General features: G+C 44.6%; 13 protein-coding genes. All 13 read left to right on the top strand.

Annotated features, from left to right (window positions below; all coding sequences use genetic code 11):
- Positions 1–92: 92 nt before the first annotated feature.
- On the top strand, positions 93–527 hold the full coding sequence (ndk, locus tag AB6D93_RS14400; RefSeq protein WP_016797173.1) for a nucleoside-diphosphate kinase: 435 nt from the start codon (positions 93–95) through the stop codon (positions 525–527).
- Between the two features lie 441 nt (positions 528–968).
- A complete protein-coding gene (locus AB6D93_RS14395; protein WP_019822113.1) occupies positions 969–2,111 on the top strand; it encodes a bifunctional tRNA (adenosine(37)-C2)-methyltransferase TrmG/ribosomal RNA large subunit methyltransferase RlmN in 1,143 nt (380 codons plus the stop codon).
- Positions 2,112–2,551: 440 nt separating this feature from the next.
- Positions 2,552–3,508, top strand: coding sequence for a cytoskeleton protein RodZ (gene rodZ / locus AB6D93_RS14390; protein WP_102333718.1), 957 nt, complete (start codon positions 2,552–2,554; stop codon positions 3,506–3,508).
- Between the two features lie 7 nt (positions 3,509–3,515).
- Positions 3,516–4,637, top strand: coding sequence for a flavodoxin-dependent (E)-4-hydroxy-3-methylbut-2-enyl-diphosphate synthase (gene ispG, locus AB6D93_RS14385; RefSeq protein ID WP_009848294.1), 1,122 nt, complete (start codon positions 3,516–3,518; stop codon positions 4,635–4,637).
- A gap of 70 nt (positions 4,638–4,707) precedes the next feature.
- Positions 4,708–5,976: a histidine--tRNA ligase gene (hisS, locus tag AB6D93_RS14380; RefSeq protein ID WP_004735105.1), complete on the top strand. Its 1,269-nt coding sequence runs from the start codon at positions 4,708–4,710 to the stop codon at positions 5,974–5,976.
- A 79-nt stretch (positions 5,977–6,055) separates the two neighbouring features.
- Complete coding sequence (locus AB6D93_RS14375; protein WP_017062513.1) at positions 6,056–6,670, top strand: YfgM family protein; 615 nt, start codon at positions 6,056–6,058, stop codon at positions 6,668–6,670.
- A gap of 10 nt (positions 6,671–6,680) precedes the next feature.
- Positions 6,681–7,841, top strand: a complete 1,161-nt coding sequence (gene bamB, locus AB6D93_RS14370; RefSeq protein WP_017062512.1) for an outer membrane protein assembly factor BamB — start codon at positions 6,681–6,683, stop codon at positions 7,839–7,841.
- A gap of 158 nt (positions 7,842–7,999) precedes the next feature.
- Entirely contained in the window at positions 8,000–9,481 is a 1,482-nt protein-coding gene (der, locus tag AB6D93_RS14365) for a ribosome biogenesis GTPase Der (protein ID WP_017062511.1), read from the top strand.
- 131 nt (positions 9,482–9,612) lie between these two features.
- Positions 9,613–10,515: a metal-dependent hydrolase gene (locus tag AB6D93_RS14360; RefSeq protein ID WP_102333719.1), complete on the top strand. Its 903-nt coding sequence runs from the start codon at positions 9,613–9,615 to the stop codon at positions 10,513–10,515.
- Between the two features lie 289 nt (positions 10,516–10,804).
- Positions 10,805–11,809, top strand: a complete 1,005-nt coding sequence (locus AB6D93_RS14355; RefSeq protein ID WP_065584656.1) for a sensor domain-containing diguanylate cyclase — start codon at positions 10,805–10,807, stop codon at positions 11,807–11,809.
- Positions 11,810–11,849: 40 nt separating this feature from the next.
- On the top strand, positions 11,850–12,077 hold the full coding sequence (locus AB6D93_RS14350; RefSeq protein ID WP_010440564.1) for a zinc ribbon domain-containing protein: 228 nt from the start codon (positions 11,850–11,852) through the stop codon (positions 12,075–12,077).
- Positions 12,078–12,372: 295 nt separating this feature from the next.
- A complete protein-coding gene (gene urtA, locus AB6D93_RS14345) occupies positions 12,373–13,659 on the top strand; it encodes an urea ABC transporter substrate-binding protein (RefSeq protein WP_102333720.1) in 1,287 nt (428 codons plus the stop codon).
- A 235-nt stretch (positions 13,660–13,894) separates the two neighbouring features.
- On the top strand, positions 13,895–15,523 hold the full coding sequence (urtB, locus tag AB6D93_RS14340) for an urea ABC transporter permease subunit UrtB (protein ID WP_017065607.1): 1,629 nt from the start codon (positions 13,895–13,897) through the stop codon (positions 15,521–15,523).
- Positions 15,524–15,525: the final 2 nt, after the last annotated feature.

Genomic DNA, 15,525 nt, shown 5'->3' with positions numbered 1-15,525 from the left:
GGTATTTTGTGCCGCTCATTCATAAAGCTCAGATCGAAAGATCTCAGTAATTTCAGTATTTAATAACAAAAAAATGAAGTGAAGGAATCCCTATGGCTCTAGAAAGAACGTTCTCAATTGTTAAGCCGGATGCAGTTAAGCGTAACCTTGTTGGTGAAATCTACCACCGTATCGAAAAAGCAGGCCTAGAAATTATTGCTGCTAAAATGGTTCGTCTTACTGAAGAGCAAGCGAGTGGCTTCTACGCTGAACATGAAGGCAAAGAGTTCTTCCCAGCTCTTAAAGAGTTTATGACTTCTGGTCCTATCATGGTTCAAGTGCTTGAAGGCGAAAACGCTATCGCTCGTTACCGTGAACTTATGGGTAAAACAAACCCAGAAGAAGCGGCATGCGGTACTATCCGTGCTGACTACGCAATCAGCATGCGTTACAACTCAGTTCACGGCAGCGACAGCCCTGAGTCTGCAGCTCGCGAAATCGAATTCTTCTTCCCAGAATCTGAAATTTGCCCACGCCCAGCTCAATAATCGGCACTGCAAATTATTCTAAAGGCTTCACTTCGGTGAGGCCTTTTTTGTAAGTGGATTTTACGCTCTCGATAATCAATTTAGTCGTCATTCTCGAAAGCGACGAAGGAGCGTAATCGGGAATCTGTTTTTGTTATTGGAGATTCCAGATACTTCGTTCCTCAGTTCTGGAATGACGGGGAACTTTGGAGCAACCATCTCGTGGTAAATATTATCGAGCAATTGGTGATTATTTACGTCATTCCCGAAAGCGACGAAGGGGTGTAATCGGGAATCTTTGTTTAAATTGGCTAATATCAGGCCGATAAACACAATTGTTCAAATTTTAATCGCTTAAGTTTGAATGTCTTAATAAACACAGGGTTTTACAATGCTTGTTGAAGTTGCGTAAAGCCTGTACAATTCGCGCCCTTAATTATTGTTCCGTCATTGAGAGGCATCATGACCACAGCTAAAGTCAATCTACTCGATTTTGATCGTAAAGGTCTTCGTAAATTTTTCACAGAAGAACTGAATGAGAAAGCGTTTCGAGCAGAGCAAGTGATGAAGTGGATTTATCACTTCGGTGTCGATGACTTCGAACAAATGAATAACATCAACAAAAAGTTACGTGAGAAACTTCAACGTCGCTGTGAGATTGTTGCACCTGTTGTTTCTGAAGCTCAACACTCTTCAGATGGCACAATTAAATGGGCGATGAGCGTTGGCGACCAAGACGTTGAAACGGTATACATCCCAGATGGTGACCGTGCGACGCTATGTGTATCTTCACAGGTTGGTTGTGCACTTGAATGTAAGTTCTGTTCTACAGCTCAACAAGGCTTCAACCGTAACCTAAAAGTTTCAGAGATTGTTGGCCAAATCTGGCGTGCATCTCGCGAAATCGGCCTAGAAAAAGAAACCGGTCGTCGTCCAATTACTAACGTTGTAATGATGGGTATGGGCGAGCCTCTATTGAACATGAAGAACCTAATGCCATCATTAGAAATCATGCTTGATGATCTAGGTTTCGCACTGTCTAAGCGTCGTGTAACCGTATCAACTTCTGGTGTTGTTTCTGGCCTTGACCAAATGACAGACAACATCGATGTCGCATTGGCTATTTCTCTACATGCGCCAAACGATGCACTACGTAGCCAAATCATGCCGATCAACGACCGTTGGGATATCCAAGACTTCCTAGCATCTGTTCGTCGTTACATTGCATCTTCAAATGCTAACCGCGGTAAAGTAACGGTTGAGTACGTGTTATTGGATCATGTGAATGATGATATGGACCACGCACGTGAACTTGCTGAGCTAATGAAAGAGACGCCTTGTAAGATCAACTTGATTCCATTCAACCCTTACCCGGGGTCGCCTTATAAGAAGCCAAGCAACTCTCGTATTGATCGCTTCCAAAAAACGCTGATGGAATACAACTACACAGTAACCGTTCGTAAGACTCGTGGTGATGATATTGATGCCGCGTGTGGTCAGTTAGTCGGTGATGTGATTGATAGAACCAAACGTACCAAAATGATCAAAGCAGCCTCTGAAGCGAACTTGATTGCCGGTGGTGTGATTGAAGTAAAAGCGGTATAAAACGCGATTAGAACCTAAACAAGCCAGAAGTCCTACTTCTGGCTTGTTGCTTTTCTGGGGTACAGTTTTTGATTTTTTGGACTTCTTGCCCACGCTTTCTTACATTTTTCGTCAAATTTTGGACAAAACCATGAGCTGACGGTAAATTTTGTTTAAAGTGTTTTTGCCTTGTAATGGCATTAGCTTATGATTAACTAATCTTAAATTAATTTAAGTGCTCGCTTGCTACTGATCATCAATATGTCTATTTAGGTTGGCTACTTGATAAACTAGCTTCCTGAGAAGGTCATCCATAACAAATGAATGATGTTCGCCTTTAAGGGTTGATGATTTAGATAGCAGGAAAAATTCCACATAACGTGGGTTGTTAGATTGAGCTTAAACGACAATAAGAAAACGCTCTCCTCAACCTGCGATAATACTTTAGAAGTTCACTCTCTATGAACACAGAACAAGATACACAAACGCAAGAAACCGTAGCTCCAGCTTTGGAAGCGGGAACGCTGCTTAAGAACAAACGAGAATCTCTTGGTTTAACGCAAAAGCAGATTTCTGATCGCTTGAAACTTCGCGTTACGCTGATCCAACAAATTGAAGAAAACCAATTCGAGTCAGATCAAGTGGCGACGTTTATGCGTGGCTATATTCGTTCATACGCGAAATACGTCAATCTTGACGAAAAAGTCGTATTGAGTGCGCTGCATCATGCCGGTGATGCTCAGCATCAAGAGCAAGAAATGTTGAGCTTTTCTCGTAAGACCAAAACCGAGAAGCACAACAGCCGTATTATGATCCTGACTTGGAGTATTTTTGCGGTCATTGCGGGTATCTCCTCACTTTGGTGGTGGCAGAACCAACAACAAGACACCCTATCTCAATCTTTAGCGAATACTGAAAGCTCAGAAGAGCTAGCGGTAGAAGAATCACTTGCCCCTGAATTCACCTCTTTAGAAGTGATTGAAGCTGAACAAAACGAAGCGGGTGCTTCTGTTGTTGAAGGTACTGAAGGCCTTGCTGCAATAAGCGATGCGGAAGATACTTCAGGTGCTGTTACTCCAGCTGACGAAACTCCTGCACAACAAGCAACAGAGACAGAGCCAACTGCTGAAGCTGCTGCGAATGTAGAAACGGTTGAAGCTAGCACGGCTCCTGAAGCTGTGGCTAACGAACTAGTCATGCAGTTCTCTGCTGATTGTTGGATCCAAGTGAAAGATGCTTCGGGCAAAACATTATCTACTGGCATTAAAAAAGCAGGCCAGACATTAAATCTTTCTGGAACTGCACCATATAAAGTGATTCTGGGTGCGCCTGAAGGCGTATCGATGACATTTGCAAGTGAACCTGTCGACCTTTCTGGGTATACTTCAGGCAAAGTAGCTAGAATAACCTTACCTTAGAGTTAATATGCAACACGAATCTCCTATTATTCGTCGCAAATCAACCCGTATTTATGTGGGTGATGTGCCGATCGGTGATGGTGCACCAATTGCTGTGCAATCCATGACCAACACAAGAACAACAGATGTAGCCGCGACCGTTGCTCAAATTAGAGCTCTGGAAAAAGTTGGCGCTGATATCGTTCGCGTATCTGTACCGACTATGGATGCCGCTGAAGCCTTTAAGCTAATCAAGCAGCAGGTCTCTGTTCCTTTGGTTGCTGATATTCACTTCGACTACCGTATCGCACTTAAAGTGGCGGAATACGGCGTTGACTGTCTGCGTATCAACCCAGGTAACATCGGTAACGAAAGCCGTATCCGCTCAGTTGTTGATTGTGCACGTGATATGAATATTCCGATTCGTATTGGTGTTAACGGCGGTTCTCTTGAGAAAGAGATCCAAGAGAAATACACAGAACCTACAGCAGAAGCGCTTGTTGAATCAGCAATGCGTCATGTAGATATCCTAGACCGTCTGAACTTTGATCAATTCAAAGTCAGCGTGAAGGCTTCTGATGTATTCCTTGCTGTCGGTTCTTACCGTTTGCTGGCTAAGCAGATTGATCAACCTCTCCACCTTGGTATTACCGAAGCGGGTGGTGCGCGTGCAGGCTCTGTGAAGTCAGCGGTAGGTTTAGGTATGCTTCTTTCTGAAGGTATCGGCGATACGCTGCGTATATCGCTAGCGGCTGATCCGGTTGAAGAGATCAAAGTTGGCTTTGATATTCTTAAATCTTTGCGCATTCGTTCGCGTGGCATCAACTTCATTGCGTGTCCGAGCTGTTCTCGTCAAGAGTTCGATGTTATTAACACCGTTAATGCCCTTGAAGAGCGCCTAGAAGACGTGATCACTCCAATGGACGTATCTATCATCGGTTGTGTGGTTAACGGCCCTGGTGAAGCTGAAGTGTCTCACTTAGGTTTAGCTGGTAGTGCACGTAAGAGTGCCTTCTACGAAGACGGTAAGCGTCAGAAAGAGCGCTTCGACAACGATGACCTTGTCGACAAACTTGAAGCTAAGATTCGTGCAAAAGCGTCAGTGCTTGATAAAGCAAATCGCATAGATGTAGAAAACTTAGAAGATTAATACAACGCGATGGGGTGTGATTGTCTATTCGCACTAACACCTGGTCGTGAGAAATTACGGAATAAATACTGTGGCTAAAAATATCCAAGCAATTCGAGGCATGAACGACTGCCTTCCAACTCAATCACCACTGTGGCAGAAAGTAGAAAGCGCAGTTAAAAGCGTGGTGAGCGCATACGGTTACAACGAAGTACGTATGCCTATCGTTGAAGAAACAAACCTATTTAGCCGTGCAGTTGGTGAAGAGACAGACGTTGTTTCTAAAGAGATGTACACCTTTGACGACCGCAATGGCGATAGCCTAACGCTGCGTCCAGAAGGCACAGCAGGTTGTGTTCGTTCATGTATTCAAAACAGCCTTATCAACCGTGATGAACAGCGCCTATGGTACATGGGCCCTATGTTCCGTCACGAGCGTCCTCAAAAAGGTCGTTACCGTCAATTCCACCAATGTGGTGTTGAAGTGTTTGGCCTAGACGGTCCAGACGTTGACGCAGAACTTATCATGATGACAGCACGTCTATGGCGTGAGCTAGGCATCGACAAGCACGTTCGCCTAGAGCTGAACTCAATCGGTTCTCAAGAAGATCGCGTTAGCTACCGCACTGCGTTAGTGGCTTTCCTTGAGCAACACATTGATGTGCTTGACGAAGACTGCAAACGTCGCATGCACACTAACCCTCTACGTGTACTTGATACTAAGAACCCTGATGTTCAAGCTATCTTAGGTGACGCACCTCGACTATCTGAATATCTAGGTGAAGAATCGAAGCAACATTTTGCTGGTTTGTGTGAACTTCTTGACGCTGTTGGTATCGAATACCAAGTTAATGAGCGTCTAGTACGTGGCCTAGATTACTACAACCGCACTGTATTTGAGTGGATCACAGACAGCCTTGGTGCTCAAGGTACAGTATGTGGCGGCGGTCGTTACGATGGTCTTGTTGAGCAACTAGGCGGCAAAGCAACCAATGCAGTTGGCTTCGCAATGGGTCTAGAGCGTCTGGTTCTGATGATGGAAACGCTAGAGCTAACAGAAGTTCGTCGTAGCGTTGATGTATACGTAGTTGCTGCTGGCGAAGGTACTATGATCGCGGGCATGCAGTTAGCGAATCAATTACGCGACACCGTTGAAGGCGTGCGTGTAATGAACCACTTCGGTGGTGGTAACTTCAAGAAGCAATTCAAACGTGCTGACAAAGTAGGTGCTGTTGTGGCGCTGGTACTTGGTGAGAACGAAGTTGCTGACAATACAGTTGTGCTAAAAGATCTGGTTGGCGGCGAGCAAGAAACCGTGTCTCAAACGGAAGTTGCAGAGAAAGTTGCTGCGCTAATCTAATTAGCCATTGAGCAAACGCTCATAATGAATACTAACGTCAGCACTATGCTGGCGTTTAAAGAATTAAAGAGGACAGGAAGTGGAACTTTACGATAGCGAAGAGCAACAAGTTGAAGCCATTAAAGATTGGTGGAAAGAGAACGGTAAAGCCGTAATCTTTGGTGCGGTTATTGGTTTAGGTGGTCTATTTGGCTGGCGCTATTACCAAGATTCAGTAGTTGAAGCGCGTGAAGCAGCTTCAGAAAGCTACACCTCTGTAATTTCAGCTCTTGATGTTAAGGGTGTTGATGCTCAATCTGATATTCAAGCTTTCATCGACGCAAACAAAGATGCTGAGTACTCAGTACTTGCTGCTATGCAACTAGCAAAAGTACAAGTACAAGCAGGCGATCTAGCGGCGGCACTTGAACAGCTCGAGTGGGCAAAATCGGCAACTAAGGACGCGGCACTTGCGCCACTACTTACTTACCGTGTTGCACGTATTAAAGCTGAGCAAGGTGAATTTGACGCAGCACTGACTGATCTTGCTGCTATGACAGACGAATCTTGGAAAGGCCGTGTTGCTGAACTGCGTGGTGATATCTCACTTCGTAAAGGCGACACAGACGCAGCATACAGTGCTTACACAGAAGCACAGCAAGCTGTTGACGCTAGCCAAACGCTTCAAATCAAACTTGACGACCTAGCTAAATAAGGCGCTTTGAATGAAGAAGATGTTTCCAAAAGCGGCGTTGTGTGCGATTGCTCTTGGCCTACTAGCTGGCTGTGCGGGTGAAGAAGACACCGTAATCATGGCTCCAGTCCCAACGGTAAACAGCGAGTTCACTCCTAGTCAGGAATGGTCTACGTCGGTTGGTGATGGTGTTGGTCACTACTTTTCAAAACTAACGCCAGAATTGGCTTACGACAAAGTGTTTGTTGCAAGCCGTGAAGGTATGGTTAAAGCGCTTGATCCTGATACAGGTAAAGCGCTGTGGAAAGTCGATCTTGAGAAAGACGTATTGGCTCGTTTATCGGGTGGCTTAACGGCGGCTTACGGTAAAGTTTTTGTTGGTTCTGAAAATGGCGAAGTGATCGCACTGGAAGAATCGACCGGTGAAGAGCTGTGGCGTGTATCAGTCAATGGCGAGGTGCTTGCATCCCCAGCAACTGATAGCAACATGGTCATTGTTCATACCAGTCGCGGTATGTTGATCGCGTTAGATCAAGCAAGCGGTGAACAAAAATGGACCATCAGTACGGAAGTACCAAGCCTAACACTGCGTGGCGATAGCTCGCCTGTTGCAGTTTCTGGTGGTGTATTCTGGGGTACAGCAAATGGTCGTCTAGCTGCGGCTATCGTTGATCGTGGTCAGCTTATTTGGCAACAGCCAGTAGGCACACCAAAAGGTGCAACGGAAATTGATCGTTTGGTTGATGTTGATGCATCTCCAATTGTTCTTGGTGGCACCCTGTATACCGTAGGTATCAATGGTCAGCTGATTGCTATCGACCTTCGTTCTGGTAAGCCAATTTGGAAACGTAACTACTCATCAGCGATTGATTTAGCAAGTGATGGTAGCCGTTTGTTCGTTGTTACCGACAAAGACCATGTGGTTGCGGTTGATGCGCGTAGTGGTACTGAACTGTGGAGCACTCCATTGTTAGAAAACCGCTTACTGACAGCACCTGCTATTATTAATGGTTATGTAGTCGTGGGTGATACTGAAGGTTATCTGCACTGGTTGGATCGTTCATCGGGTGAGTTTGTTGCTCAACAGCTTGTCGATGATAGCGGCTTTGCGGTTGCACCAATTGAACTGCCTGAAGGCTACTTAGTGACGACTCGCAATGGCGATGTAAAGAAACTAACGATTAGCCAATAAAAGCGTGATATAATTCACAGTCGGCTCCTGGTTGGTAACAGCCAGGAGCCGTTTTGTTGTTAAAAATTAATAAACCGTGTGGTTATAGGTAAGAGTTTAAACTTGCGAACAAGTGCTTACCTATAACTACATTTAGAGAAGAAATTGTAGAGGTTGTTATGGTACCTGTTGTTGCTCTAGTAGGGCGTCCGAACGTAGGTAAATCTACGTTATTTAACCGATTGACTCGAACTCGTGATGCATTGGTTGCGGATTTCCCTGGCTTAACGCGTGACCGTAAATACGGTCATGCTCATTTTAGCGAGCATGACTTTATTGTTATTGACACTGGCGGTATCGACGGTACTGAAGAAGGTGTTGAAACTAAAATGGCTGAACAGTCGCTAGCGGCGATTGATGAAGCTGATGTCGTTCTATTTATGGTAGATGGCCGTGCGGGTCTAACACCTTCAGACGTGGCGATTGCTAAGCACCTACGTCAACTAGAAAAGCCTTCAATGCTAGTAGTAAACAAGGTTGATGGTATCGACCCTGATGCTGCAAGTGCTGACTTCTGGCAACTAGGTGTAGAAGACATGTACCAAATCGCTGCGGCGCATGGTCGTGGTGTTACTGCACTTATTGACCTTGCTCTTAACCCATTCGCAGAAGCGCTAAAAGCTGAGAATGGCGAAGTAAGCGACTTAACTGAGTTTGAAGACGAAGAAGAAGAGCAGGTTGAATTTACAGAAGAAGAAGCTGAAGCAGAATTCAAGCGTCTTCAAGATCAACCGATCAAACTAGCGATCATTGGCCGTCCTAACGTAGGTAAATCAACGCTAACGAACCGTATTCTTGGTGAAGAGCGTGTGGTTGTTTACGATATGCCAGGTACGACTCGTGACTCTATCTACATCCCAATGCAGCGTGACGAGCGTGAATACGTTCTAATCGATACTGCGGGTGTTCGTCGTCGTAAAAACATCAACGAAACGGTAGAGAAGTTCTCAGTGGTTAAAACACTGAAAGCGATTGAAGATGCTAACGTTGTATTGCTGCTTATCGATGCTCGCGAAAACATCTCTGATCAAGATCTAAGCTTGCTAGGCTTTGCGTTGAACGCTGGTCGTTCAATTGTTATTGCCGTAAACAAGTGGGATGGCCTAGATAACGACGTTAAAGAACGCGTTAAGAAAGAGCTAGACCGTCGCTTAGGCTTCGTTGATTTCGCACGTATTCACTTTATCTCTGCACTTCACGGTACAGGTGTTGGTCACTTGTTTGAGTCTGTACAAGAAGCTTACAAATCAGCGACTACTCGTGTTGGTACTTCTGTGCTAACTCGTATCATGAAGATGGCGACAGATGATCACCAACCGCCTATGGTTCGTGGCCGTCGTGTGAAACTGAAATACGCGCACGCTGGTGGCTACAACCCACCGATTATCGTTATCCACGGCAACCAAGTTCGTAACTTGCCAGATTCATACAAACGATTCTTGATGAACTACTACCGTCGTTCACTAGAAATCATGGGTACACCTATTCGCATTCAATTCCAGAACAGCGAGAACCCATTTGAAGCTAAGACTAACAAGCTGACAATTTCTCAAGAACGTAAACGTAAACGTATGATGAGCATGGTTAAAGGTCGTAAGTAAACCTTTCCAATAGATTTGATACCCGAGCCTGTCTCGGGTATTTTTTTAAGCAAAATTCACGTTAAGCCATAACAATACGTTTTTATCATCATGGCTCAACGAATCAGACTAGATTCCAGAAGAAGAACGATATGACTACTAGCGATTTGATTACACCTGTGTCAGCAATCACACCAACCATCACTCAATTTTGTCATCAGGCTTGGCAGCTCAATGCTAAAGCGCAGTACGTTGAAAGCGATGACAGCAAAACTTACCTGATCACCGACGTGACACCCTTCCACCCAGTGAGTCACATTTGGCCAGATCACCCTGCAGACCAAGGCTTTGTGAGTGTTGGTGACGTGCTATATCCAGTTGAAGACTGCCTTGTTGGTGCTATAGAACAATCTACTGGCAAGCTTCATATCGCAGCAGATATCCCTGTTAAGCGTGATACGGAAGGGTGGGCGTTTGTTGTTGTCCACCAGCTACCTACATCTGCTTCTATGATTAAGGTTAACGACGAAGTCGTGTTGTCGGTTGATAAAGAGTACCAAGCCAGTTTGAGCCGTGGTCACAGTGCTGGCCACATCGCTTTCCTAGCTTTGAATAAAGTATTGGCTGAGCGCTACTGGCGTAAAGATGCGGATAGAAAAGATCCGCTTGGCAGTTACGACTTCAATAGCTACGCACAAGTGACGAGCTTTGTGACTCCAGAGCTGTGTACCGATAAGTATCGCTTAGGCAAAACCCTGAAGAAGCGCGGTTTGAACGTTGCAGACATGCTAGCAAATCTTGATGACATCGAAGCTGGTATCAACCAAATGCTTGCGGGCTGGCTTGCAGAGCCGACGCCAGTTGCGATGAGACTAGAAGGCGAGGCGTTAACAGACTCTCGTTACTGGGAGTGGCAGCTTGACGCAGATACTCAGGTCACTATTCCTTGTGGTGGCACACACATTGGAAATACCTCAGAACTTGGTGCGCTGTCCGTTAAGCTGACCCAGCTAGATGGCCAAAACATTGAAATGCTGACGCATGTAATTCGATGATTTAGACTACAGATCGAAATGGCTTGTGCTGTTTATTTTATTTTTACATGTCACTTTTGATATAAATGACTATTTTAAATTGAAATGCAGCACATGTAACTTATGCTTTCGGTGTGTGGTGATATAAATATTCTTTTTGGGGTAGATCGCTGATCAAAGTAGATAAAGCGAAAGATCAACCTATGATCTTCGATTGTGTGTCGTACTAATTTAGTGTGCTATTATTAACCAATAACAAGCTTGCATAAGAACAAGCTGTACCCGATTACACAATTGAAAGCCTTAGTGAATGGAACAACAATTTTTATTAGAAGGTCATCGAGCCGTCAATAGTTTGCTGCGGAAGCTTGCGCTTGGGATGGATCGCAAAGATTTAAATCACAAGATTATTCAGCTTACCGAGCAGCTTTTTGGGCAGCGCATGGCTTCAATTCTACTGCTCAACTCAGAGTCTAAAACGTTACACCTTGAATATGCCCCAAACCTGCCTGATTTTTACAATCAACAGATTGAAGGGGTAGGAATTGGTGCGGGGATAGGCTCTTGTGGCGAGGCAGCTGCGCTTAAGAAAGCTGTTATGGTCTCTGATATTAATACTCACTCAAATTGGGCGCCTTTCTTAACCTTGACCAATCAAGCCAACTTACACGCTTGTTGGTCGGTGCCCATCATCTCTTCGCATGGCCACGTGCTAGGTACATTTGCGATTTACAGCCGATGCATTTCAGAACCTCATGAATTTGAACTCGAGATCTTGGAGCTGCTTGCTTCTTTGTATTCAGTAGCGCTAGAGAAATACGAGCTAGAGAATCAACTCAACTTTTTTGCCAGTCATGATTCGCTGACGCATTGCTTGAACCGCCGAGCATTGTTAAGTGAAGCTAAGAAGGTTTTAGTTAAACGATGTTTTGCGGACAAAGTGATGGCCTGCCTGTTTGTTGATGTTGATAAATTCAAGTCAATCAACGATACGTATGGCCATAGCTTTGGCGATGATGTTCTGTTAGCCGTTGCAAAAGTTCTCGATGAAGCGACTACGGCATGTGCCAAGGTAGGTCGTTACGGCGGTGACGAGTTTGTAGTGTTTTCTTGCTTTGATACCGAACAAAAAGTGTCAGACTTTTATCACAGCTTAGAAAAAGCGTTGGATAAAGCTCTCTATATTAATGGCGTTCAGTTTTCAGTCAGTGTTGGGATTGCTTGTGAAAAGTCGCCTAAAGGGCTCGATCAGTTGATTGCGTCAGCTGACAAAAGCATGTATCAAATCAAGCAAGCCAAGGCGAAGAAAGAGTAGATTGCTTATTAGTACTGAAAGTAAAAAGTTAGGATTTCCTATGAGTGAAAATATCTGCCCTAAATGCCAGTCAGAACTTAGCTGGGATGGTAAATACCACTGTGAAAGCTGCCAAGATCACTTTACAAAAGTGGGCTTTTGTCCTGAGTGCAGCAGCCAATTAGAGAAGCTTCAAGCTTGTGGGGCTGCGAGCTATTTCTGCAATGGTGATTGTAACGAGCTTAAATCTAAGTCGAGAGTGAAATTCGAGTTTCAACAAGCCGAATAGTCTTACCTCTCAATGGCAAGACGATAATCTGAGATGTTTTTTGTAGGTCTAGTATGAAAATATTGGGCCTTTTTTGTATTTAGCGAATATGCGTGTGTCATCTTGGTTCAATCTTATCGTCACTGCACCAGCATGAAACATAGTAACCTTGTCGCTATGCACTGCATTGGTGTTAACTTAGTTAAAGTACTATTAAATACAAAGGCTTAAAACTTTGTTGGTTATGTTTTAAGTTTGGCACTCTTCTTGTAACTCTGTAATTGAATAACAAAAATACAATTATGGAGTAACAATCATGAACAAGGTGTTCAATTTATCGCTAGCTGCACTGTGTACAACACTTTCATTTTCTTCTGCAACAGTGCTTGCTGCTGATGAGACCATCAAGGTCGGTGTTCTACACTCACTTTCTGGCACTATGGCGATCAGTGAGACAACGCTAAAAGATACCGTGCTAATGCTTATCGAAGAGCAGAATAAAAAGGGCGGTTTGCTTGGCAAGAAGCTAGAGCCTGTCGTGGTTGACCCTGCGTCAAACTGGCCGCTATTTGCAGAAAAAGCACGTGAGCTTATCGAAAAAGAGAAAGTGGATGTGGTGTTCGGTGGTTGGACATCGGTATCACGTAAATCCATGCTGCCAGTTTTTGAAGAGCTAAACAGCATCCTTTTCTACCCAGTACAGTATGAAGGCGAAGAGTCCTCTAAAAACGTTTTCTACACCGGTGCTGCGCCAAACCAACAAGCGATTCCTGCCGTTGATTACTTAATGGATGAACTTGAAGTGGAACGTTGGGTGCTTGCAGGTACCGATTACGTTTATCCACGTACCACTAATAAGATCTTAGAGGCCTACCTAAAAAGTAAAGGTGTCGCAGAAGAAGACATCATGATCAACTACACACCGTTTGGTCATTCTGATTGGCAATCTATTGTTTCAGATATCAAGAAGTTTGGTGAAGCTGGTAAGAAAACCGCCGTTGTATCTACTGTGAATGGCGATGCAAACGTACCTTTCTATAAAGAGCTTGGTGCTCAAGGTGTTTCATCTGAAGACATTCCAGTGATTGCATTCTCGGTTGGCGAAGAAGAGCTATCGGGCATGGATACTGAACCTCTAGTGGGTCACTTAGCGGCATGGAACTATTTCATGAGCGTCGATACCGAAGTCAATGAAGAGTTCGTTGAAACATGGCAGTCATTCATTAAGAGTGACAAACGTGTAACGAATGACCCGATGGAAGCACACTATATTGGTTTCAATATGTGGGCTCAAGCTGTGACTAATGCGGGCACAACCGATGCTGAAGCGGTGCAAGATGCATTGATTGGTGTGTCTGTTCCAAACCTATCTGGTGGCTACTCAACCATGCTACCAAACCACCACATAACTAAACCTGTATTGATTGGTGAGATTCAAGATGATGGCCAGTTTGACATCGTTTGGGAAACCACAGGCCTTGTTGCAGGTGATGCTTGGTCTAACTACTTACCTGAATCAGCAAAACTATTCTCTAGTTGGTCTAAGCCATTCTCATGTGGTGCGTTCAACGTTGAAACTAAAAAGTGTTCTGGTGGTAACTAGAGTTATTCGCTCTTAGCTGATAACTAGTTACTGGTTATCAGCTTTCGTTACTGGGTGTTAGCTATTACCGGTAACTACTAGCTATGAATATTGAGCCTTCTCTTTAGGGAAGAGTGCTTCTGCATGGAGGCGCAACGAAAGAGAAGGCTCAAATTAGTTTCAAGTCACAACAACTATCCAAACATCCACCAAGTAAAAAATAACAATATCTAACTTGTTGGTTAAGGAAGCAGGGATGAAGAACGTATTAAACGTATTTAAGGCGCTGTTGCTCATGGCTATCAGTGCTCAGTTGGCTTTTGCTGGAATAACGGATGAAGCTAGCTTTACCAAGGCGCTAGTTGGTAAAAAAACATCGGATAAAGAGCTAGCCATCGATTGGATCATTGAGACACAAACGGAAGACGTGTCGAAGGCTATTTTATATGGATGGTTAAACGGCAATCTCTATTACTTCAATGATAAAAAAAACGAACATTATAAACAGCTCTATCTCATTCAAAACACCAAAACAGCCACTTCAGCTCAGTCTGTATGGGATGAATCAACTCTCAATATCGACAATGCTAAGCTGTTTAAAAAGGTGCGCGTAAACAACAAACTTCGCGGGATCTTACGGGGTGAAATTGCCTCTATTGGATTAAATAGCAGTAACCCAGATGTGCGTTATCAAGCGGTTCTCGATCTACTGGGAACTAAGGATGCCACTATCATCGATCGTTTATCCGAACTTAGAGAAAATGAGACCGATGGTAAAGTCGCTGAACTAATGGATTTGTCATTAGCTATTTTTACCTCGCTTGATAACAGTGCAACAACTGAAGCTCGAGTAACATCGATTGAACGAGTGGGCGACTTTAAGCATTCAGTCGTTCTAAAAACACTGAACCAACTACTTAACGGTGAGCAAGAACCAAGCATTTTGGCTGCAACAGAGCGTGCGATGGACGATTATCAACAAAGCCAAGCTCTGTACTCAGGTGTTGAAACCGTATTCTTTGGCTTGAGTTTAGGTTCGGTATTGGTACTAGCGGGCATTGGCTTAGCGATCACCTTTGGTGTGATGGGCGTTATCAACATGGCTCATGGTGAGCTGATCATGATTGGCGCTTACACCACCTATGTATTGCAACTTCTGATGCCGAATCATATTGGTTTAGCGCTAATACTTTCTATTCCTGCAGCATTCATCGTTTCGGGCTTAGTGGGTATTGCGATTGAGCGAAGCGTGATTCGTCACCTTTATGGTCGCCCATTGGAAACCTTACTCGCGACCTTTGGTATTAGCTTAATCTTGCAGCAGGCTGTTCGCTCGATTTTCTCTCCTTTGAACCGCTCAGTGAGCACGCCTGAATGGATGTCTGGCGCACTTCAATTGAACCCAATGTTGTCCCTGACTTACAACCGACTTTATATCATTCTCTTCTGTGGTTTGGTATTTATGGGCTTATTAATGGTTCTGAAAAAGACACCACTAGGTTTGCAGGTTCGTGCGGTTTCTCAAAACCGTGGCATGGCTCGTGCGATGGGTATTCGTTCAGAGCGAGTTGATGCGATGACCTTCGGTTTAGGCTCTGGCGTTGCGGGTGTTGCAGGCGTGGCACTGTCTCAACTGACCAACGTTGGCCCTAATATGGGACAGGCGTACATCATCGACTCATTCATGGTGGTGGTATTCGGCGGTGTTGGCAACCTATGGGGCACGCTAGTCGCAGGCTTAAGCCTTGGTCTGTTCAATAAAATTTTAGAACCATGGGCTGGTGCGGTTCTCGCCAAGATTCTGGTACTGGTTTTCATCATTCTATTTATTCAAAAACGCCCACGCGGACTCTTCCCGCAACGTGGTCGTGCGGCTGAAGGTTAAGG

This window comes from Vibrio sp. 10N.247.310.23, assembly GCF_041467155.1.
Classification (GTDB): domain Bacteria; phylum Pseudomonadota; class Gammaproteobacteria; order Enterobacterales; family Vibrionaceae; genus Vibrio; species Vibrio crassostreae_C.
Note: the sequence above shows the minus strand (reverse complement) of the source record. Positions and strands in the feature narration are given on the sequence as shown.